Raw genomic sequence first — 19,189 nt, 5'->3', positions numbered from 1 at the left:
GCCATGTATGTAGCTGTCAAAGGTGGCGAAAAGGCGATTGAAAACGCCCATGCCTGGCTGGCCGAGGAACGGCGTGGATCAACCGACGTGGCCGAGTTGAGCCTTGCGCAGATCCGTGAGCAGCTGAGCCTTGCGGTGAACCGCGTCATGGCCGAGGGCTCTCTGTATGATCCTGATCTGGCTGCATTGGCGATCAAACAGGCGCGTGGGGATCTGATTGAAGCGATTTTTCTGATCCGCGCCTATCGCACGACCTTGCCGCGCTTTGGGTATTCAAACCCGGTTGAAACGGGGCAGATGGACTGTGACCGACGGATCTCGGCCACGTTCAAGGACGCGCCCGGTGGGCAGGTTCTGGGCCCGACTTTCGACTACACCCACCGTCTGCTGGACTTCAAATTGGCCGCCGATGGTGAGGTGCCCACCGCGCCGGAAGGGGCGGCACGCACCGAATCCACGCCACATATCACCGAATTCCTCAAGGGTGAGGATATCATTCAGGATGAAGTTACCAGTGATGAAACACCCGGTGACCTGACGCGCGAACCACTGGAGTTCCCGTCGAACCGCCCCTTGCGCCTGCAATCTTTGACGCGCGGGGATGAGGGGTTTGTGCTGGGCATGGCGTACTCAACCCAGCGCGGCTATGCCCGCAACCACGCCTTTGTCGGCGAGCTGCGGATCGGCAAGGTCGCGGTTGAGATGGATATCCCCGAATTGGGTTTTGCCATCGACATTGGCGAGGTTGAGTTGACCGAATGTGAAACGGTGAATCAGTTCAAGGGCTCCAAGACCGAACCGCCGCAATTCACGCGCGGCTATGGCTTGGTGTTCGGGCAATCAGAACGGAAATCCATCTCGATGGCCTTGGTTGATCGCGCGCTGCGCTGGAAAGAACTGGGCGAGGATTTTGTTGGTGCTGCGGCGCAGGACGAAGAGTTTGTTCTGAGCCACTCGGACAACATCCAGGCGACCGGCTTCCTCGAACATATCAAACTGCCGCATTACGTGGATTTCCAGTCCGAACTGGAATTGGTCCGCAAACTGCGCCGCGAGGCCGAAGAGCGGATTGCGCCCAGGGAGGCCGCGGAATGAAGGCGGTCGTTTTCGATATTGGCGGTGTGCTGATTGATTGGCAGCCGCAATTGGCTTGGGTCGAAGCGCTGGGTTCAGAAGAGGCTGCTCATGCGTTTATCGAAAGAACGGGTTTTCGGGAAAAGAACGCGCGTGCGGACAATGGTGAGCAGTTCGCTGAACTGGCTCAGGAGTTGGACGACCCGCAAGACCAAAACCTGTTTGTAGACTATGTTTCGCTTTACGCCCGGACGGTAGAAAACGCGATCCATGGAACTTGGGACGTGTTGGACCGGTTGAAATCTCAAGGAACCCCAGTCCACGCCATCACCAATTGGTCTGCTGAAACCTGGCCCGAAGGTCTGAAGGTCCATCCACGTTTGGGTGAGGTCTTCGGCACTCTGGTCGTGTCTGGGCAAGAAGGTGTGATGAAGCCGGATGCCCGTATTTACCACATGCTATGTGATCGTGCGGGAGTAGCGCCAGAAGACTGCGTTTTCATTGATGACGGGTTGCACAACGTCGAAGGCGCAAAGTCAGTCGGCATGGACGGTATCCATTTCACCACGCCAAAAGCGCTGGACATCGCGCTAACTGAAAGAGGGTTCTTATGAGCGAGTATAATTTCGCCTATCTGGACGAACAGACCAAGCGGATGATCCGCCGCGCCATTCTCAAAGGGTTGGCGGTTCCAGGCTATCAAGTGCCATTCGCCAGCCGCGAGATGCCGATGCCCTATGGTTGGGGCACGGGCGGGGTGCAGGTCTCGGCTGCGACGCTGACGCCGGATGATACGTTCAAGGTGATCGATCAGGGCGCGGATGACACCACCAATGCGGTTTCGATCCGGAAGTTCTTTGAAAACACCGCAGGTGTGGAGACCACTGAGGAAACGGACAAGGCGACGGTTATCCAGACCCGCCACCGCATCCCCGAGGCGAAGCTGACCGAAGATCAGATATTGGTCTATCAGGTGCCGATCCCCGAGCCTCTGCGTTTTCTGGAGCCGCGCGAGACCGAGACACGCAAGATGCACAGCCTAGAGGAATACGGGCTGATGCATGTGAAGCTGTATGAAGATATCAGCCAGCATGGCGCGATTTCGACTTCTTACGCCTATCCGGTGAAAGTATCGGAACGGTATGTGATGGATCCGTCCCCGATTCCGAAATTCGATAACCCCAAGCTTGAGATGGACGCGATCCAGCTGTTTGGCGCGGGGCGCGAACAACGGATTTATGCAGTGCCGCCACACACGAAGGTCGTCAGCCTGGATTTCGAGGATTACCCGTTCGAGGCGACCAAGGCCGATCACTGCTGTGATCTGTGTGGGGCGACGGACAGTTATCTGGATGAGGTCATCACCGATGACGCCGGCAATCGCATGTTCGTCTGCTCGGACACTGATTACTGCCGGTCGCGCCGCGAGGCGGGCCATGTTGGTCCAATGACCAAGGAGAACGCGGCATGACCCCCTTGTTGCAAGTCAAAGGTATTCAGAAACATTACGGCACGCGGATCGGATGCGCGGATGTCAGCTTCGATCTCTACCCCGGCGAGGTGATGGGGATCGTGGGCGAAAGCGGCTCGGGCAAATCGACACTGCTGAACTGCTTGGCTGGCCACCTAGAACCGGATGCCGGGCAGGTGGTCTTTGACACTCGCGCGGATGGTCCGGTGGACACCGTGACCATGTCGGAACCCGAACGCCGGATGCTCAGCCGTACCGATTGGGCCTTTGTCCATCAGCACGCCCGCGATGGTCTGCGGATGTCCGTCAGTGCGGGCGGCAATATTGGCGAACGGTTGATGGCTGTGGGGGGTCGTCACTATGGCGATATCCGGGATAAGGCCATTGATTGGCTGGGGCGTGTTGAGATCAGCGAGGCGCGCGTGGATGACCGACCCACAGCGTTTTCAGGCGGGATGCAGCAACGTTTGCAGATTGCACGCAATCTGGTCACGGGTCCCCGGCTGGTATTCATGGATGAACCGACCGGCGGGCTGGATGTTTCGGTTCAGGCGCGCCTGCTGGACCTGCTGCGTGGTCTTGTCCGCGAAATGGGGCTGAGCGCCATCATTGTCACCCATGACCTGGCCGTTGTGCGCCTGCTGGCCGACCGATTGATGGTGATGAAAGACGGCCATGTGGTCGAGGCCGGGTTGACCGATCAGGTGCTGGACGATCCGCAACATGCCTATACGCAGCTGCTGGTATCCAGCGTTCTGCAGGTTTGAGTATTTGGGAAAAGATAAAGCGATGATTGAGCTGAACGAAGTAAGCAAGAGCTTTACCCTGCACAATCAGGGCAGCGCGGTTATCCCGGTTATGGAAGGGGCCTCGTTAAAGGTCGGCGCGGGCGAATGCGTCGCGCTGACCGGGGCCTCGGGCGCGGGGAAATCCACACTGATGCGTGTGATCTACGGGAATTATCTGGCGGCCTCGGGCAAGGTTCTGGTCGGCGGGCTGGACGTGGCACAGGCCGAACCACGCGAGATTCTGGCGCTGCGGCGCGAGACGCTGGGCTATGTCAGTCAGTTTCTACGGGTGGTCCCGAGGGTGCCGACGCTGGAGGTTGTGGCCGAGCCGTTGCTGGCCCTGGGTCATGACAAGCAGATCGCCTTGGACAAGGCCGCAGGGCTCCTCAAGCGGTTGAACATACCTGAACGACTGTGGGCGCTGAGCCCGACCACGTTTTCGGGTGGCGAGCAGCAGCGGGTCAACATCGCACGCGGTTTCGCGCATGAATATCCGGCGATGTTGCTGGACGAACCGACAGCCAGTCTGGATGCGCAAAACCGCGAGACGGTTCTGTCCCTGATCGAAGAGGCAAAAGCGCGCGGGGCCGCGATTGTGGGTATCTTCCACGACATCGAAGCCCGTCAGCGCGTGTGTGACCGCGAGATTGACGTGTCGGGCTTTACCCCCGGGAAAGCCGCATGACCTTGGCTCCGGTCATTGCTGTTGTCGGTCCCTCAGGGGTTGGCAAAGACAGCGTGATGGAGGCGCTTGAGGCCCGCGCGCCGAGTATTCAGCGGTTGCGCCGTGTGATCACCCGGCCCGAAGGGGAAGAGGGCGAGGATTTTGACCGCGTCTCGGTCGATTTGTTCGAACAGATGGTACTGGACGGGGCCTTTGCGCTACATTGGTCGGCCCATGGGTTGCTATATGGCGTGCCGTCTCAGATAGCTGAGCAGCGCAAGAATTGCAGCGCTGTATTGGTGAACTTCTCTCGGTCCGTGTTAATGCAGGCGCAGGAGGTCTTCGGGGATTTGGTTGTGGTTTCGCTGACGGCCAGCGCTGAAGTTCTGGCCAAGCGTCTTGCAGCGCGCGGGCGAGAAAACAGCGCTGAACAGACCCGCCGGCTGGGTCGGGCACGCGCCCCCTTGCCCGAGGGGCTGGACTGCGTGTTCGAAATCGACAATTCAGGCGCGCTGGACGATACGGTCAGCGAGATCCTGAACCGACTTCAACTGGAAAGCGCGTAACGATGGATCAGGTGAAACCGCCCATCCTCGGCCTCGCCCATCAAAGCCAGATCGTTGATCTGGAAGGGCTTTGGCAAAAGCGGACCCAAATGCGCTTGAAGCGCAGTTTCGGTCGCGGCCAGAGAGGGTTTGTCCAACTTCCCGCTCAGCGTGATGTGAAACCGGAACGCATCCAGCACGTAAGGATAGCCCCATCTGATCAGATGGGCGCCCTGTTCCGGGGTCAGATTGGCGGCACGGCGACGCGCCAGCTCGGTCTCGGATGCGGGCGCGCGGAACCTATCAAGCTCTGTCACGCAGGCGGCGGCCAACGCATTCAGCGCTGCCATATCGCCAACCGGACGCAAGGCCAGAAATCGACCCAGACGCGCAATTTCAAGCCCGTCCAGATTAACCGACGTTTGGTTGGCCGCAAGCGTTTCGCAGGCCCGTTGCAAAGCCTCAAAGCTTTGGCCATCGCGCAGGCGAAATGGGGGTTTCATAGTCGCGTGCAGCCCGTATTTGCGGGGCACCTCGGTCACGGCGGCCACGTCAACACCATCGATCGGTGGATGTGCGACCTGCGTTCCGCTTTCCATATCCCAGCCCAGCCAGCTGGTTGCAAAAACCGTCCAATCCGCCTTGGCGGGTGGCGCAAAATAGATCGCGTATCGCGTGAATGTCACATTGGCCTCCTATTGCGTGGCCTTCCAATAGCTCAAACAGTGTGAAGTTCAGATGACAGAAGAATTGACCCTTGCCAATGCCACGCTTGTTTTCCCAGATGAGACCGTAACCGGCTGCATTCGGATCATTGGTGAGCATATTGCCGATATCGACACCGGGGCTGCGGTTCCGGCGCGTGCGATTGATTGTGAGGGCGATTACATTTGCCCCGGTCTGGTCGAGCTGCACACGGATAATCTGGAACGGCATATCCAGCCGCGTCCGAAGGTGGACTGGCCTCATGCCGCTGCGATCCTGGCCCATGATGCCGAGTTGGCGAGCACTGGGATTACCACGGTGTTCGACGCGATGCGGGTGGGGTCGATCCCATCTGGCGCGGCGCGGTATGGCAAATACGCCCGTGGTCTGTCGCAAGAGCTGTGGGAGCTACGCGAACAGGACGCCCTTAAGATCAGTCACTTCTTGCATTTGCGGGCCGAGGTGTGCTCGGAAACCCTGGTCGAAGAACTGGACGAGTTCGGCCCGGAAGATCGAGTCGGGTTGGTCTCGCTGATGGATCACACGCCGGGGCAACGCCAGTTTCGGGATATCTCGAAGCTTGAGGCCTATGTAAAGGGAAAGCATGCCATGGACGATGACATGTTCCTACAGCATGTGGCGCGACTGAAGGGGCTGCGGGATGCGCATGGTGAGAAGCATGAGGTCGAAACTGTCAAAGCCGCGCGTCGTTTTGGGGCGGTGCTGGCCAGCCATGATGACACGACCGAGGATCAGGTAAAGGTGTCGGCAGGCCACGGTATCCGCTTGGCCGAGTTCCCCACGACGGTCGAGGCGGCACGGGCCTGCCACGATCACGACATTAAGGTCATGATGGGTGCACCGAATATCATTCGGGGAGGGTCGCATTCCGGGAACGTCGCAGCCCGGGAACTGGCCGAGTTGGGCCATCTGGACATCATGTCATCAGACTACGTGCCTTCGGCGCTGTTGCTGTCAGCAGTGCGATTGGGCGAGATGTGGGGGGATATGGCGCGCGGCCTCAAGACCGTTACGCTCTCCCCAGCGCAGGCCGCAGGGCTGCAGGATCGGGGCGAGCTGCGCAAAGATGCACGCGCTGACCTGATCCGGTTCCGCATGCGTGGCAGTGTACCCGCGCTCAGCGCCGTTTGGTCGCGCGGGCAGCGGGTCGCCTGATCAGGCGGTGTAAAACAGATAACGGTCCGGGGCGATGGTTTCGGGTCCGTCGATCTGGTTGAACCCGACCAACGGCTGGCCCGAGATCAACAACCCATTGGGTTGCATGACCTGCGCGATCAACGGGCTGAGGCGTGCGGCTTCGGCCACATCGTCTTCCTTGATCCCGCGTCCGAAATCGTAATGTGCCATGACCATCTTGTGGCCCGAGGCCGCCAGTTTCTGCAGCATTGGCTCGGCCTCGCCTTGCAAGAAATCCTGTTCGGGCGGGGTACTGTCAGGGTGGCATTGCAACACGCGATCCATCACCCAAATGCGCCGATCCGGCATGATTTCCCGCAGGTGGTCGTAGGTGCGACCATTGCCCAGACCCATGTCCAGAACATCTCCGTCTTGTTTGGCGATCCGGGCAGCAGCCCAGTTCAGCCCGTCGCGCTGAGCGGTCAGACGGCGCAGCATGGAATCCAATCTGCTCATATGGGGGAACTCCGTTCTGGGCTGTCGGGGGCGACCCAAGGGTGCGTGGGTCCCTCCAGCAGTTTTGTTAGCAATGCCTCGGTAAAGGTCCAAATGTCTGGGTCGTGAACCAGATGGTGGGTCAGGATGCCGAAGGGCTCTGTATTGTCGGCCTGACCCGTGCGGCGGTCTTGAAGTAGTGCGGCCATCTTTGTGATCAGGATATCCGGCGCGACCAATCCCCGTGTGCCCCGCCAGTCAATCGGGTCCAGATGCGTGTTGATCTGTTCCAATCCAGGGGCCGCAAAGGTCGCTTTCCGCGGTGTTGCTGTCGACAATACTCGGAATCCAAGTGCAGGCAGTTGGGCGACAGCCTCATCCCCGATCCGGTTCCAGGGGGGGACAAACATGGGGCGCAGCCTGTCGTGAAACAGATCCGTCAGGCGACTAAACCCGGCTTGCGCGTCGGCTATGATATCCTCTAGCGGGCGATGCGCGCGAAATTCAGACTTCTTCTCTCCGGCAGGCGCATGGTTTTGGTGCGCCCAGCCATGGACGACAGGGATTAGGCTGCCATGGCGTGCTACGAAACCCGCAAGGCTAGTATTTGCCTCACGAGGGATTACGGCCAGATGCACCGGCAGACCTACGCGTTCGGATAGCGCAGTCAGTGTCTCCAATTGCGGTGTTTGCACCGTGGCATCATCATCGCGCCACCATAGGGGCAGCGTCAGGCCTTGGGCACGCCAAAGCGCAAGCTCGTCCTCCAAGGGTTTCCAATCCGGCGTCATGTGTGCCGCCCCAACAGATGTTTTGTGATCTCGACAGAGCGCTGGGCTCCATCGAGGCCGTCTTGCTTGGGTGCACGCCTGCCTTCCAAGATCACTTGTTCGACCCGTTCGGCAAGACTATCCCCAGTCAATTCCTGACTACGCAGCACTTCTATTGCAGGCAGTTCTGACAGGCTTTGGCCGCGCAGACCTTGTTCAACCTCTTTGCCGTCGTCAAATGGGATGAACACCGCAGGCGTGCCCGATTGCAGGATGTCCAGCGCAGTGTTGTAGCCGCACATGCTGACCGAGGCCGCTGCGTGTGGCAGCATCTGGCGAAAATCCGGGCGGACGGGTTCCAGCGACACGGGTGCCTCACCAACTAGCTGAGATAGTTCTGCAATACGCTCCTGCGCATCTCGCCCGCCCACCAACAGGCGCCAGCGCCTGTTGGGCATCTTTCGCGCGGCTTCGATGGCCGCATGAAAGATCGGCTGCCCGACCGATCCGCCACCAGCGCTTACCAGGATTTCATCGACTCCAATAGCCTCGGGATGCGGGCGCGCCGCGGCAGGCGCAACAAAACCCGTATAGTGCAGGTGCTGGGCCAGTTGATCGGATACCGGCCAACTGACCGATAACGGGATTACGCTCTCATCCGAATGCACTAAGGCACCATCGTAAAAACGACCAATGGTTTCGTCGGCACGGGTGGCCTTGGCCGGTTTGGATGGCGGGGCCAGAATATCCCGGATCGAGGCCAGAACCAGCGGGCGTTTCGGCAAGGCATGCGCCGCCTCAAGGCCCGCTTCGAACTCTGCCACAAGAGACCGTCGGCCAAAAGGGAACAGTTCGGTGATCAGAACATCCGGTTGCAAGCTCTGCACAGCCTGAATAAGGGCCGCACTGCGCGCCGACAGATAGGCAGGGTCGGCGACCTCACCGATCTCTGTCAAAAGACGCGTGAAATCTGTTCCGTCCGAGCGTAGCGGGGGCAGGCCAAACAGTGTTATGCCGTCCGAGTTTAACTGCGGCGCAGGCATCCCGCCGGTCACAATCATCACGTCGTTGCCGTCTTCTGCAAAGGCACGACCAAGCGTCAATGCGCGGCTTAGATGACCTGTTCCCAGCAGATGGGTCACGACGATCATCACGTTCATTTGGTCACTCCGCGAGCAATCAGGCGAACGGGATCCGGTGTTGGGATCATATCGTCCATATCAATGATATAGAGCCGATTGCGTTTGATCTTAAAAGGCACGGGCCCTTCAAAATTCCACCCCCATGCCCGGGCCAGAATGACGCGCATGATGCCGATGTGGCAGACAGCAACTGTGTCTTGGTTCAGTTTGGATAGCCAGGGTTCCAAGCGTCCCCAGACTTCAGCGGGGCTTTCGCCTTCGGGCGGGCGATAATCCCAGCCCCAGTCCTCGATATGGCGGTATCCGCTGTCTGGGTCAGCGATCAGATCGACCCCGCGCAACCCTTCCCATCGGCCCCAGTTCATTTCGGTCAACGCGGGCGAGGTCTGAGGGGTGCGACCCGATACTAACAGCGCCGTCTCTTGCGCGCGGGCCAAAGGGCTGGACCATATCTCGGCGTCTTCCCAACCGTTTGGCAGGTCATACCCGGCCAGTTCTGACCTTGCCTGATCATCAAGCGGAATATCACTGCGCCCCTGAATGCACCCGGCACGGTTCCAGTGGGTGTGTCCATGGCGCAGCAGAGCCAAACGGGTCATGCCGTCACCCCCAGCAATGGGCGCACAGCTGCCCAAAAAACCTCGGTCGCTTTGGGCATCAGGTGACGGGCGGCAACATGCGTGCGGGCCGCTTGGCCAAGGGCGCGCCGCCGCTTGGGGTTATCCAACAAGCGTTGAATCTGCTGCGCCAGTCCTTTTGCCCCAACGTCAGCAGCCGGGTAGTCCGCTTGGGTCAGAACGTCCCGCACACCGGGCCTGTCTTGCGCGGCGACCGGTACGCCAGCGGCCTGAGCTTCCAGATAGACCATCCCATAGGCTTCGTTTACGCCAGGCCATACGAATATAGAGGCCTCGCCGTAAACACGTTGGAGCGCCTCCCGGTCGAGTTGGCCCAGAAAGGTGATATGGCTTCCAAACGGCGCCATCAGTTGTTCAACATCCGGGCGGGCAGGGCCATCACCCACTATGTTCAGGTGCCAATCCCCCGACAGCTGCAACAGCGCCTCGGCCAGAATGCGGTACGAGGACAGCTTGTCCCCTTGGCGCATCATCCCAACGGTCAGCATCGGGCCATCGCCCATACTTTCTGGCGGCAAATCCGCCATCGGCAAGAATGGGGGAAGCTCGATCAGAGCCTGATTGCCAAAGCGCTCACGTTCCAGTGTGATCAGATCATTGGCCGTGTGGTAGAAAATCACCTGCGCCGCATTGCAGGCCTCGTGTGCGGCTTTTGCAAATCCCGACCACGGCCCGCTCAGGCGACTTGTGGCGCGGGTGCTTTCCAACTGCACATAAGGAATGTCACGTGCCTGCGCGACGACCGGCCCCAACAGGTCGGGGGCCTTGTAATAGTTGTGGTAGGTCACCCAAAGGTCGATGTCTTCAGGCATGTCCGAGATCAGCCGCTGTGCTTCAACCTCAGCCGCCTGTCGCAGGGCGTGCTGTGCGACCGCATCGCCGACCTTGTCATAGATGCGCAGGTCCGAGATCAGATCGACGCGATCCCCCTGCGCCCCGATCGCTTGCATCAGGTTGCGGGCCATCTCACGATCGCCCGAAGGCTTGGGGCTATCGGGCGATTTCATCGGAGCATAGAACGCGACCCGCGCCATCAGGCTGCATCCGTGCACAGGGTCTGAAGACGGGCCGACAAACGCGCAATTCCTGGATCCATCCGAAACTCTGCCAATAGGCGCGTATAAGCGGCTTCGGCCATTTGGGCGGTTTGGGTTGGGTGCGCTGCAAGGTCACAAATCGCACTGGCCAATGCGGCTGGATTGTCGCTGGACAGGAGGCCATGGGTTCCTGTCTCGATGAATTCAGGAATGGCCGAAACCGGTGTAGACAGGATCGGCAGTTTTTGCGAGGCCGCCTCCATCAGCACATTTGGCAGCCCGTCCCGGTCGCCGTCTTCGGCAATCCGGCTGGGCAGAACAAACAAATCTGCCTGCCTCATCGCGGCAATCACCTCGGGCTGATCGCAAGCCCCTTTCCACGTGATGCGGTCTGCAACGCCGGCAGCTTTGGCCTGATCACGCAGGCTTGGTCCCAAACCGCCGCCGCCGATATGGGTCCAGCGCCAGTTCAGAGTATCCGGCAGCAAAGCAAAAGCGGCGATCAGCCGGTCAAACCCTTTTTTCTCAACCAACCGGCCAACCGACATCATATGGAAGGCCGCTTCGGGTTGTCGTGGTAGACGATCCGGCGGCGAAGGGAACCGGCCCAGATCCAGCCCGTGATAGATCAGATCGACCCGATCTGGCGTGTCGGCCAACCCGCGCAGATGTTCGGCACCAAAGGCGGTGCATGTCGCCCCAAAGGCTGCGCCATAGGTGTCTGTGTGCAGCTTCTCGCGCTTTTCCCAGTCTGGTGACGTCCAGATATCTTTGGCGTGGGCGGCAAAGCTCCACGGTAGGCCGCGCATGATGGCGGCATAGCGCGCGACGGACGAAGGCGTATGCATGAAATGCGCATAAAGCGCGCGTGTTTCTACGGGAAGCTCGGTGGCTAAAACACAGGCCTGACCGAAACGACGAATGCGATTATGGGTTGGATCGCGGCGCAGATCCTTGCGCCAGACGCCATAGGCCTCGGCATATCCCGGCAGGCGCTGCGCCACTGCGCGCGCGGCCCAGACGCGTTGGGGTTCGTCATATAGATACTCAGGCAGGTAGTGAACCTGACCGGTAAAGCGGTCATGCAAAGGATGACACTTGGTATCCGTGGGGTGTCGCAGCGACCAGATATCAAACCGGTGGCCTGCATCCTGAAGGGCAACCAGTTCTTGCGCGATGAACGTCTCGGAAAGGCGCGGCCACCCTTTGACCAGCACCGCCAGTTTCGGAGCATTGGCATTCATCCGGTGGCTCGTTCCTTTTCCCCGGTCAAAAGGGCATCAATACGGTCCGTGACATAGTCGAGGCCATCCAGCAGACCCGCGCGGATGGTTTGTGATGGCAAAGATTGCTGCGGCAGCGCGCGGATGGCTTTGATCATCGCGTCAGGCGTCAGGCCATCGCGGGTTTCATCCAGCATGCGCACAAGCCCCAGACCTTCGGCGCGCGAGGCCCGGATCCATTGTTCTAGACGAGGAGTGGTGCGGGGCACGATAACGGCACGTTTGTCAAAGGACAGAACCTCGCAAAACGTGTTGTAGCCCCCCATGCACACAACCCCGGCCGCCCCGGCAAACAGGGTTTCGATCTGGGATTCAAAGCCAACGGCAGTGACCCGACCGTTTAGCGCAGCGACACGGGTTTCAAACTCTTCTCGCAACTCACCCGACAGGAACGGGCCGTAGACCAGAATGGCTCGAGGGGACAGATCGGGATCTTTTTCGTAGGCGGACAGGACCAGATTGACCATGGCCTTGCCGTCGCCCCCTCCGCCGGGTGTGATCAGAATATAGGGTTGCTCGGGCGGTTCACCAACCGGGCCCAGATCACGGCGCAGATAGCCGGTGTAGTGGATACGGGATTGCGCGCTGTGGCTCAGCGGCAATCCTTTGGTTGGATCATAGATTGAGTTTAGCCCGTAAACCCAGATTTCATGGTAAAACCGCTCCGTCGCGGCGATGGCCTCTTTGCGCTCCCACTCTGCAGCCAGCACCTCGGGTTCATCCAGAACATCGCGTAGACCCAGAATAAGCTGCGCGCCGCAGTTGTTTTCAAGATATTCAAGCGTGGGCAGAAGCTCACCCCGAAACCCGGTGGGTTCCTTGTCAACGATCAGGATATCGGGGTTAAACTGCTGAACTGCTGTCTGGATCAGGCCGGATCGCAGGTCGGTCACTTCGTCGATCCCCATCCCGATTGTGCGCGCGGCATAAGACCCGTCGGCGCGCTTGGTGACGCCGGGCAGGCGGACATGGTCGACGCGACGCGGGAAGGTAAACCGCCCAGCCACGGGCGATCCCGTCAGGATCAGGGCCGAGGCGGTCGGATCGGCCTGTGTGATCGCTGCGGCCAATGCGCGCGAGCGTCGCAGATGCCCCAACCCAAAAGTATCGTGGCTGTAAAACAGGATGCGCGGCGCGCGACCGGTGTTAACTGTGTTTTTGCCGAGGCTCATATTGGTGCCTGTGTTTTGGTCTTACTTCTGGTCTGCGCGTTTGCACCACATACCTTACATTGTTAAGCCGCGCTTGCCAAAGGTGGAAAAGCGCCTTTGCAAATGCGCCAAACATTGTGATTTGGCAACAGCCGAATGGGTTTTGAGGAATCCTTGTCACGGTGCGTCGATCACGCAATTTAACACAAATTTGGGACCTTGGGCCAAGATGGTTTGAACTGAACCGAACGCTTTTGTAACCTTATCCGAAACTTTGGATCGGGATGTAAGACCCTATGAAACATAATGTTCTGGCTGGATTGCTTTTGGCGTTCGTGACCTTTGTCTTGGTCTTCCCGGTCAGCGGAACCGCGCAAACCGGGTTGATACCGGGCTATTCCTCTGGATCAAGCGAGAGTACCGACACCACCAGTGAAAGCGATTTGGCCGCTGCCATCCGCGCCGCCAGTGAGGCCGGTGCCAGCGTTATTGTCATTGACAGCGCCGGGCAGGTCGTCACGTCAACCGGTGGTGCGGCACAGGCATCGGAAGACGCTTCGGCTAACCCAATGGCCGATGGGTCGCAGCTGATGAAAGCGCAGGAGCGGTTCTCGAAATTCCGCGATTCCGCCGCATCACGGCTGGAGGCGTTGCCTTATTCGGTGTTTGAAGTTCAATACATCTTGCGCCAGACCAGCCCGGACGGGCGGATACAGACCTATGTCGAGGTTCTGGGCTGGAACGTTCTGTTCCTGCTTTTGGGACGGTGGCTGTCCACCGAAATCTATGGCAAGCGTTTTGCTAGACGCTGGGTGGTGGCCCGGATCAAGGAAAACCCGCAAGGCTATAAGGAAAAGATGCCGTTCTTGGTGTTCCGCTTCCTTATGGGGATAGGCGGAACCATCTTTGCGATGTTGATGGCCCTGATCGTTGGCTATCTGTTCTTTGGCGAGGCCGAAGATATTTCGATCCAGTTTACGGTGACTGCAATATTTACCGCCTTTTTCCTGGCGCGAACGGTGTCTGACTTGTGGCGGATGGTGCTGTCACCATTTCTGAGCCAATACCGATTGCCCCCGTTTTCGGACCGGGATGCGAAGCGGCTGTATATCTGGGCCTCGCTTCTGGCGACCTATGATATCTCGGCCGTATTGTTTGCAACCTGGGTCGCGGATTTCGGGTTGAACTACAATGTCTACGCCATGGTGTATGGCGGGCTGACCATGGTCGGTGCCGTGGGCAACATCCTGATGATCCTATTCAATGCGCGTGCGATTTCTAACGCGATCCGAGGTGGACGGGCCCCGGCTCAAGTATCGTGGCTCTTGAGGTTTATTTCTTTCGCCTGGGCGCCATTTCTGATCGTCTATTTGATGTTCAGCTGGTTTAAGTTGGCCGTTGATCTGGTGTTGGAGAATGACAATTCAATCCCGATTGTAGCCAGCAGCTATATGATCTTCATGTCAGTTGTCGTCGCATACGGCGCAATGAACTATGTGCTGGAACGCTATTTTGATCGCAACCGGCGGATCGAAGAAAAGAACGCCATTGCAGATGCAGCGCACGAGGATGCCGCCGCAGCCGACACGCCGCAAGCTGAGCAACGTAAGCATGTGATCCTTACTTATGAGGATCTGGCCCGCCGTGTGGCTGGCATTCTGGCCTTTGTAGTAGGCATCTACGCTTTGGTCGTGATCTGGAACCCCGAAGCCAGTTGGAGCGAAGACATCCCGATAGGGCGCGCGCTGGATGTCATGGTGATCCTGTTCATCGGCTACATCCTGTTCAACTTCTTTCGCATCTGGATCGACAGCAAGATCGCCGAAGAATCCGATGACGGTACCGAGGCCGAACTGGGGGACGAAGGTGGCGAAGGCGGGCAGAGCCGTCTGGCGACTCTGCTGCCACTGTTCCGTGGGGCGATCCTGGCGGTTGTCGTGGTGACGATTATCCTGATCGTACTGATGGAGTTGGGCATCAATGTTAGCCCCTTGTTCGCTGGTGCTGGTGTTGTCGGTTTGGCAGTGGGTTTCGGATCACAAACCTTGGTGCGGGATATCTTCTCGGGTGCCTTCTTCCTGCTCGATGACGCGTTCCGCAAAGGGGAATATATCGACATTGGGGATGTGAAAGGGACGGTTGAAAAGATCTCGGTCCGTTCGTTCCAACTGCGGCACCATCTGGGGGCGCTGAACACCATCCCATTTGGTGAGATCAAAGTGCTGACCAACTATTCGCGTGATTGGGTGATCATGAAACTGCCCTTGCGCGTAACCTATGACACCGATGTCGAGAAGGTGCGGAAGCTGATCAAGAAGCTGGGACAGGAACTGTTGAGCGACCCGGTGATTGGTGAAAACTTCATCCAACCGCTCAAATCGCAGGGCGTGATCGAGATGCAGGATTCCGCGATGATCATCCGCGTCAAGTTCATGACTAAGCCCGGTGATCAATGGCTGGTGCGCAAGAAGGTCTATCAGGACATCCGTGAGTTGTTCGCGCGGGAAGGCATCCGCTTTGCGCACCGCGAGGTGACCGTCAGACTGGCCGATGGCAAAGACGTCGAGGAACTGAGCCCGAAACAGCGTGAAGCGGTCACCGGTGCGGTCCAGGCGGCGATTGACGAAGACTACCTGGATGATATCGGCCCCGGTGGCGACGACCGCTAGGGCGTTCTCCCGCCTGTTTGGGGTGCGTCTCTGGTGAGACGCCACCCAAAGCGTTGGGCCGGGCCGCGCGTTCCGCACGGCGGTTGTGCTTCTTGCTCCGTTAAGGCCAAACGGCTTTTGAAGTGCCTAGTTTTGATGCCGGTAGACTCCAATGCAGTTTGGTATTGCCAACGCTCAGCGGCGATTTTAGGCGATATCCCGGCCCCCAACCCGAGGTTTCGGGCGTTTTACTATAGTCAGACTGAGAGGCGCTCTTGATGGCCTTCCCCGGATCGGATTTGCCGAGTGCCGCCAATAGCTCTGCCGTTCGGGCAAGCGACAGCTGGGCATGCATCACGGTATTACCCCGCGCCGCTTCGGCCAGAGCGGACAGAACAGCGGCAGCCATAAGATAACCGGTCGCGTGGTCGAGTGCCTGAACCGGCAGCGGTGTTGGTTTGTCCGCCTGCGCCCAGGTCATACCAGTATGTGCGATCCCGGCGCTCATCTGCACGAGGCTGTCGAATCCGCGCCGTGCGGCCCAAGGACCTTGCCAACCATAAGCATCCAGTGTGACTTCAATACGGTTTGGGGCCAGTTGATCTCGTTTGGCTTTGTCCAGTCCCAACGCATCCAATGCACCGGGGCGATAGCCATGGACAAACACATCGGCCTCTGCCAGAAGCCCCTCCAACCGCGCAAGCCCCTCTGCCGATTTGAGGTCGAGATAGCTGCAGCGTTTGCCTAAAGAGATGTCAGGGATGACGCCGGGCTCGTCCCAATCCGGTGGATCGATGCGCAAAACATCTGCCCCTAGTCCTGCCAGCGTGCGGGTTGAGACCGGACCCGCCAGAACGCGCGTCAGATCCAGCACACGCAGCCCGGCCAACGGGCGATTGGTGCTGGCCTCTGGCCGATCCCGCAGAGAGATATTTCTAGGACCGTGCCAACCAATCAAAGGGTCCCGCGACACGGAGCGCCCCTGAGGATGGTCCAGCCATTCGGCCCGACTGCGCATGGCGGCGGCGACCCCGCCTTCGGCGACTATGGCGGTTTCCAGGTCACCGATCGACCATGATTTCAATGCCTGTTCGACGGTGTCCCGGTCTGCGCGTGTGCCAATCACCTTCAAGGCTGCAGCCCGATGATGCGGCAGGTTTGTGTGCAGGCGGATCCACCCGTCTGCCGCCTGATAATCTCCGGCGATCGCGTCCCACAGGCTTGGCATTTCCCACCCGTCGGGTTTGAAAGAGTAGCGATACCAAAGCGAGGCGAGGCGTTGATCTACGACCACTTCGGGCGCGGTTTGCGTAAGATTTAGCGCCACCATCAGGCGCGACAGTTCCTGTCCAACCGCCGCGATGCTGGCGGTTGCCAGTTCCGAGACAGCAAACGCGCTGTGCAATGCACCGGGCTTTTTCGTGCGGTAGCTGCTGGCCGCGGGAAGAGAAGCCAGCAGGCTCATTGCTGATAGGGGTCGAGGCTGTCGCGCAATCCGTCACCCAGGAAGTTGAAGGCCAGAACCACAACAATAATGGGAAGCATAGGAATGGCCGTCCATGGATAAATCTCGATCGAAGCGAGGTTCTGCGCGTCGTTCAGCATGACCCCCCAGCTGACCGCAGGCGCGCGCAGGCCCAGACCCAGGAAACTGAGCGCCGTTTCGCCAAGAATCATGGCCGGGATCGACAAGGTGGCCGAGGCGATCAGGTGGGACATGAAGTTTGGCAAGAGGTGCTTGCGGATCACCCGACCCGAGCTGGCGCCCATCATCTCAGCCGCGCGTACATATTCTTCTTCGCGCAGCGATAGGAACTTGGCCCGCACGGATCGGGCGAGGCCGGGCCAGTCGAGGATGCCAAGGATGATCGAGATGATGAAGAAGACCGCGACGGGGCTCCAGTTCGAGGGTACGGCGGCTGACAGAGCCAGCCATAAGGGAAGTTCGGGCAGGGATCGCAGAACTTCGATAATGCGGTTGATGGTCCAGTCGATGCGCCCGCCGAAATATCCGGCCATTGACCCGAACAGAATGCCCAGGAAGAACGAGACCGAGATGCCGATCAAACCCACAGTCAGCGACAGTTGCGCGCCATAGAGGATGCGGCTGAATATATCGCGGCCCAGACGGTCCGAGCCCCAGAGGAACACGGTCGCCCCATCCGGTGCGCAGAACAGATGGGTGTCAGACGGGATAAACCCGGCCAGACGGTATTCGGAGCCTTCGCAGAAGAACTTGATCGGTTTTGGGTCTTCGGTATCCGCAACGAATTTCCACTGGAATGTTTCCAGATCGGCTTCCGCTACGATTGGATAGACATGCGGTCCGATGAATTCGCCATCATGGAACCAGTTGATCGATTGGGGCGGGGCATAGAGATGCTCGCCATTGCGTTCGTTAGGACCATAAGGCGCGATGAAGCCAGCAAAGGGCAGCATCAAGTAGCAGAGCAATAGGAAGATGCCCGAGATTAGGCCCAGCTTGTGTGTTTTGAATTTTCGCCAGACCAGCATCCAGTTCGGGGCGTCCAGATCAGCGCGTTCTAGCTGCTGGATCGAGGCTTCGGGATCGAACGGTGCCTCGTCAACATAGCGGTTATCAGGGCGATCTGTCATGCTTCGCGCCCCTCATACCGAATACGCGGGTCGAGCATCACCAGCAGGATATCCGAGATCATAGTGCCGATGAGCGTCAGAAGCGCCACAAACATCAGAATGAAGGCTGACAGGAACTGATCTTGTGTCTTGAGTGCTGTCAGCAGGGTCGGACCAATCGTTTGCAGACCCAGCACAACCGACACCAGAACCGAACCTGACACCATAGAAGGCAGAAGGTTGCCAATATCTGCAACAAACGGATTGAACGCAACGCGCAGCGGGTATTTCGTCAGCATCCGTGACGGAGCCATACCCTTGGCAATCGCGGTTTCAACATAAGGTTTGCCCAACTCGTCCAGCATATTTGCGCGCAAACGCTGCATCATTGCCGAGGCGCCGGAGGTGCCGATCACAAAGGTGGGTACGATCAGGTGAACAAGGATGGACTTAAGTTTATCCCAACTCATCGGCTCACCTTCGAATTTGGGATCCATCAACCCACCGATGGGCAGGTTAAAATACTGATGGCCGTAGTAGAACAGGATCAGTGCCAGCAGGAAATTCGGCGTGGCCAGGCCCAGATAGCCTACAAAGGCCGAGGTATAGTCGATCCATGTCCGCGATCGCGCGGCGGCGATCACACCCAAGGGCAGGGCAACGGCGTAGACGAACAGAATAGCGGCCAGGTTCACAACAACGGTTAGCCAAAGCGTATCGCCCACGATCTCGGATACGGGGCGGTCGAACTCGAAGGACCAACCCCAATTTCCCTGTATCATGCCAGAGAACCCGTGCGGGCCGGGCCAGAACCCCATCCAGATCAGATATTGTTCCCACATCGGCCGATCCAGCGCGTATTCGGTGCGCAGAAACTCGGCCTTTGCCACACCTGCTGACTGACCTGAGGCCTGAAGTTCAGCGATCTGATTGCTCAGATAGTCGCCCGGCGGCAGGTTGATAATGACGAAAATCAAAACCGAGACCACCAACAGGGTCAGCAGCATCGTAAAGAAGCGATAGACCGCATAGCGCAGCATGATCAT

Annotated in this window: 19 protein-coding genes; 8 read left to right on the top strand and 11 right to left on the bottom strand. The window is 58.8% G+C overall.

Annotation, left to right across the window (positions count from 1 at the left end; all coding sequences use genetic code 11):
- Positions 1–3: 3 nt before the first annotated feature.
- From ACR0EL_RS13720 to phnN, 6 genes are read left to right on the top strand one after another with little or no spacing between them, the layout of a single operon-like run.
- Positions 4–1,095, top strand: coding sequence for a carbon-phosphorus lyase complex subunit (locus tag ACR0EL_RS13720; RefSeq protein WP_480500476.1), 1,092 nt, complete (start codon positions 4–6; stop codon positions 1,093–1,095).
- Positions 1,092–1,688: an HAD family hydrolase gene (locus tag ACR0EL_RS13715; RefSeq protein WP_480500475.1), complete on the top strand. Its 597-nt coding sequence runs from the start codon at positions 1,092–1,094 to the stop codon at positions 1,686–1,688. Before ACR0EL_RS13720 ends, ACR0EL_RS13715 begins: the two co-directional genes overlap by 4 nt.
- On the top strand, positions 1,685–2,545 hold the full coding sequence (locus ACR0EL_RS13710) for an alpha-D-ribose 1-methylphosphonate 5-phosphate C-P-lyase PhnJ (protein ID WP_480500474.1): 861 nt from the start codon (positions 1,685–1,687) through the stop codon (positions 2,543–2,545). The genes ACR0EL_RS13715 and ACR0EL_RS13710 overlap by 4 nt, the downstream gene beginning before the upstream one ends.
- Positions 2,542–3,312, top strand: a complete 771-nt coding sequence (gene phnK, locus ACR0EL_RS13705) for a phosphonate C-P lyase system protein PhnK (protein ID WP_480500473.1) — start codon at positions 2,542–2,544, stop codon at positions 3,310–3,312. Before ACR0EL_RS13710 ends, phnK begins: the two co-directional genes overlap by 4 nt.
- A 22-nt stretch (positions 3,313–3,334) precedes the next feature.
- Complete coding sequence (gene phnL, locus ACR0EL_RS13700) at positions 3,335–4,018, top strand: phosphonate C-P lyase system protein PhnL (protein WP_480500472.1); 684 nt, start codon at positions 3,335–3,337, stop codon at positions 4,016–4,018.
- Positions 4,015–4,563, top strand: a complete 549-nt coding sequence (gene phnN / locus ACR0EL_RS13695; protein WP_480500471.1) for a phosphonate metabolism protein/1,5-bisphosphokinase (PRPP-forming) PhnN — start codon at positions 4,015–4,017, stop codon at positions 4,561–4,563. Before phnL ends, phnN begins: the two co-directional genes overlap by 4 nt.
- Here phnN and ACR0EL_RS13690 read toward each other — a convergent pair.
- Positions 4,545–5,228 carry a DUF1045 domain-containing protein gene (locus ACR0EL_RS13690; RefSeq protein WP_480500470.1) on the bottom strand — a complete coding sequence of 228 codons (684 nt, stop codon included), beginning with the start codon at positions 5,226–5,228 and terminating at the stop codon, positions 4,545–4,547. The two genes, phnN and ACR0EL_RS13690, sit on opposite strands and share 19 nt — an antisense overlap.
- 52 nt (positions 5,229–5,280) lie before the next feature.
- On the opposite strand from ACR0EL_RS13690, the gene ACR0EL_RS13685 reads away from it, so the two are divergent.
- The gene (locus ACR0EL_RS13685; protein WP_480500469.1) at positions 5,281–6,423 is read left to right on the top strand and encodes an alpha-D-ribose 1-methylphosphonate 5-triphosphate diphosphatase; all 1,143 of its coding nucleotides are present in this window, start codon (positions 5,281–5,283) and stop codon (positions 6,421–6,423) included.
- Here the strand turns inward: ACR0EL_RS13685 and ACR0EL_RS13680 are convergent, their stop codons facing one another.
- The 7 genes from ACR0EL_RS13680 to ACR0EL_RS13650 are packed head-to-tail and all read right to left on the bottom strand — an operon-like array spanning position 6,424 to position 12,921.
- Positions 6,424–6,900, bottom strand: coding sequence for a class I SAM-dependent methyltransferase (locus ACR0EL_RS13680; RefSeq protein ID WP_353012162.1), 477 nt, complete (start codon positions 6,898–6,900; stop codon positions 6,424–6,426).
- The gene (locus tag ACR0EL_RS13675) at positions 6,897–7,670 is read right to left on the bottom strand and encodes a polysaccharide deacetylase family protein (RefSeq protein ID WP_480500468.1); all 774 of its coding nucleotides are present in this window, start codon (positions 7,668–7,670) and stop codon (positions 6,897–6,899) included. Before ACR0EL_RS13675 ends, ACR0EL_RS13680 begins: the two co-directional genes overlap by 4 nt.
- The gene (locus tag ACR0EL_RS13670) at positions 7,667–8,809 is read right to left on the bottom strand and encodes a glycosyltransferase family protein (protein WP_480500467.1); all 1,143 of its coding nucleotides are present in this window, start codon (positions 8,807–8,809) and stop codon (positions 7,667–7,669) included. The genes ACR0EL_RS13675 and ACR0EL_RS13670 overlap by 4 nt, the downstream gene beginning before the upstream one ends.
- The gene (locus ACR0EL_RS13665) at positions 8,806–9,390 is read right to left on the bottom strand and encodes a histidine phosphatase family protein (RefSeq protein WP_480500466.1); all 585 of its coding nucleotides are present in this window, start codon (positions 9,388–9,390) and stop codon (positions 8,806–8,808) included. Before ACR0EL_RS13665 ends, ACR0EL_RS13670 begins: the two co-directional genes overlap by 4 nt.
- Positions 9,387–10,463 carry a glycosyltransferase family 4 protein gene (locus ACR0EL_RS13660; RefSeq protein WP_480500465.1) on the bottom strand — a complete coding sequence of 359 codons (1,077 nt, stop codon included), beginning with the start codon at positions 10,461–10,463 and terminating at the stop codon, positions 9,387–9,389. The genes ACR0EL_RS13665 and ACR0EL_RS13660 overlap by 4 nt, the downstream gene beginning before the upstream one ends.
- Positions 10,463–11,710, bottom strand: coding sequence for a glycosyltransferase family 4 protein (locus ACR0EL_RS13655; RefSeq protein ID WP_480500464.1), 1,248 nt, complete (start codon positions 11,708–11,710; stop codon positions 10,463–10,465). Before ACR0EL_RS13655 ends, ACR0EL_RS13660 begins: the two co-directional genes overlap by 1 nt.
- Positions 11,707–12,921 carry a glycosyltransferase family protein gene (locus tag ACR0EL_RS13650; RefSeq protein WP_480500463.1) on the bottom strand — a complete coding sequence of 405 codons (1,215 nt, stop codon included), beginning with the start codon at positions 12,919–12,921 and terminating at the stop codon, positions 11,707–11,709. Before ACR0EL_RS13650 ends, ACR0EL_RS13655 begins: the two co-directional genes overlap by 4 nt.
- Before the next feature lie 275 nt (positions 12,922–13,196).
- Between ACR0EL_RS13650 and ACR0EL_RS13645 the strand changes: the two genes are divergently transcribed.
- On the top strand, positions 13,197–15,569 hold the full coding sequence (locus ACR0EL_RS13645) for a mechanosensitive ion channel domain-containing protein (protein ID WP_480500462.1): 2,373 nt from the start codon (positions 13,197–13,199) through the stop codon (positions 15,567–15,569).
- A 100-nt stretch (positions 15,570–15,669) separates the two neighbouring features.
- On the opposite strand, the gene ACR0EL_RS13640 is transcribed toward ACR0EL_RS13645, so the two are convergent.
- Genes ACR0EL_RS13640 through ACR0EL_RS13630 form a run of 3 tightly spaced genes read right to left on the bottom strand, consistent with a single transcriptional unit; the run spans position 15,670 to position 19,189 of the window.
- Positions 15,670–17,013, bottom strand: a complete 1,344-nt coding sequence (locus tag ACR0EL_RS13640) for a CoA transferase (RefSeq protein ID WP_480500461.1) — start codon at positions 17,011–17,013, stop codon at positions 15,670–15,672.
- Positions 17,010–18,164, bottom strand: a complete 1,155-nt coding sequence (locus tag ACR0EL_RS13635; protein WP_480500460.1) for an ABC transporter permease — start codon at positions 18,162–18,164, stop codon at positions 17,010–17,012. Before ACR0EL_RS13635 ends, ACR0EL_RS13640 begins: the two co-directional genes overlap by 4 nt.
- Positions 18,161–19,189, bottom strand: a complete 1,029-nt coding sequence (locus ACR0EL_RS13630; protein WP_170531235.1) for an ABC transporter permease — start codon at positions 19,187–19,189, stop codon at positions 18,161–18,163. The genes ACR0EL_RS13635 and ACR0EL_RS13630 overlap by 4 nt, the downstream gene beginning before the upstream one ends.

Source organism: Ruegeria sp. AH12 (assembly GCF_056541465.1).
The sequence above is the reverse complement of the archived record's forward strand: the minus strand, read 5'-3'. Positions and strand labels throughout refer to the sequence as shown.

Bases quoted from the DNA above. Each gene is read 5' to 3' on its own strand.
- ACR0EL_RS13630 (WP_170531235.1), bottom strand. From the start codon at position 19,189: ATGATCATGCTGCGCTATGCGGTCTATCGCTTCTTTACGATGCTGCTG.
- ACR0EL_RS13670 (WP_480500467.1), bottom strand. From the start codon at position 8,809: ATGAACGTGATGATCGTCGTGACCCATCTGCTGGGAACAGGTCATCTA.
- ACR0EL_RS13635 (WP_480500460.1), bottom strand. From the start codon at position 18,164: ATGACAGATCGCCCTGATAACCGCTATGTTGACGAGGCACCGTTCGAT.
- ACR0EL_RS13655 (WP_480500464.1), bottom strand. From the start codon at position 11,710: ATGAATGCCAATGCTCCGAAACTGGCGGTGCTGGTCAAAGGGTGGCCG.
- phnK (WP_480500473.1), top strand. From the start codon at position 2,542: ATGACCCCCTTGTTGCAAGTCAAAGGTATTCAGAAACATTACGGCACG.
- ACR0EL_RS13665 (WP_480500466.1), bottom strand. From the start codon at position 9,390: ATGACCCGTTTGGCTCTGCTGCGCCATGGACACACCCACTGGAACCGT.
- ACR0EL_RS13710 (WP_480500474.1), top strand. From the start codon at position 1,685: ATGAGCGAGTATAATTTCGCCTATCTGGACGAACAGACCAAGCGGATG.
- phnN (WP_480500471.1), top strand. From the start codon at position 4,015: ATGACCTTGGCTCCGGTCATTGCTGTTGTCGGTCCCTCAGGGGTTGGC.
- ACR0EL_RS13650 (WP_480500463.1), bottom strand. From the start codon at position 12,921: ATGAGCCTCGGCAAAAACACAGTTAACACCGGTCGCGCGCCGCGCATC.
- ACR0EL_RS13660 (WP_480500465.1), bottom strand. From the start codon at position 10,463: ATGGCGCGGGTCGCGTTCTATGCTCCGATGAAATCGCCCGATAGCCCC.
- ACR0EL_RS13715 (WP_480500475.1), top strand. From the start codon at position 1,092: ATGAAGGCGGTCGTTTTCGATATTGGCGGTGTGCTGATTGATTGGCAG.
- ACR0EL_RS13675 (WP_480500468.1), bottom strand. From the start codon at position 7,670: ATGACGCCGGATTGGAAACCCTTGGAGGACGAGCTTGCGCTTTGGCGT.
- ACR0EL_RS13680 (WP_353012162.1), bottom strand. From the start codon at position 6,900: ATGAGCAGATTGGATTCCATGCTGCGCCGTCTGACCGCTCAGCGCGAC.
- ACR0EL_RS13640 (WP_480500461.1), bottom strand. From the start codon at position 17,013: ATGAGCCTGCTGGCTTCTCTTCCCGCGGCCAGCAGCTACCGCACGAAA.
- ACR0EL_RS13685 (WP_480500469.1), top strand. From the start codon at position 5,281: ATGACAGAAGAATTGACCCTTGCCAATGCCACGCTTGTTTTCCCAGAT.
- ACR0EL_RS13720 (WP_480500476.1), top strand. From the start codon at position 4: ATGTATGTAGCTGTCAAAGGTGGCGAAAAGGCGATTGAAAACGCCCAT.
- phnL (WP_480500472.1), top strand. From the start codon at position 3,335: ATGATTGAGCTGAACGAAGTAAGCAAGAGCTTTACCCTGCACAATCAG.
- ACR0EL_RS13645 (WP_480500462.1), top strand. From the start codon at position 13,197: ATGAAACATAATGTTCTGGCTGGATTGCTTTTGGCGTTCGTGACCTTT.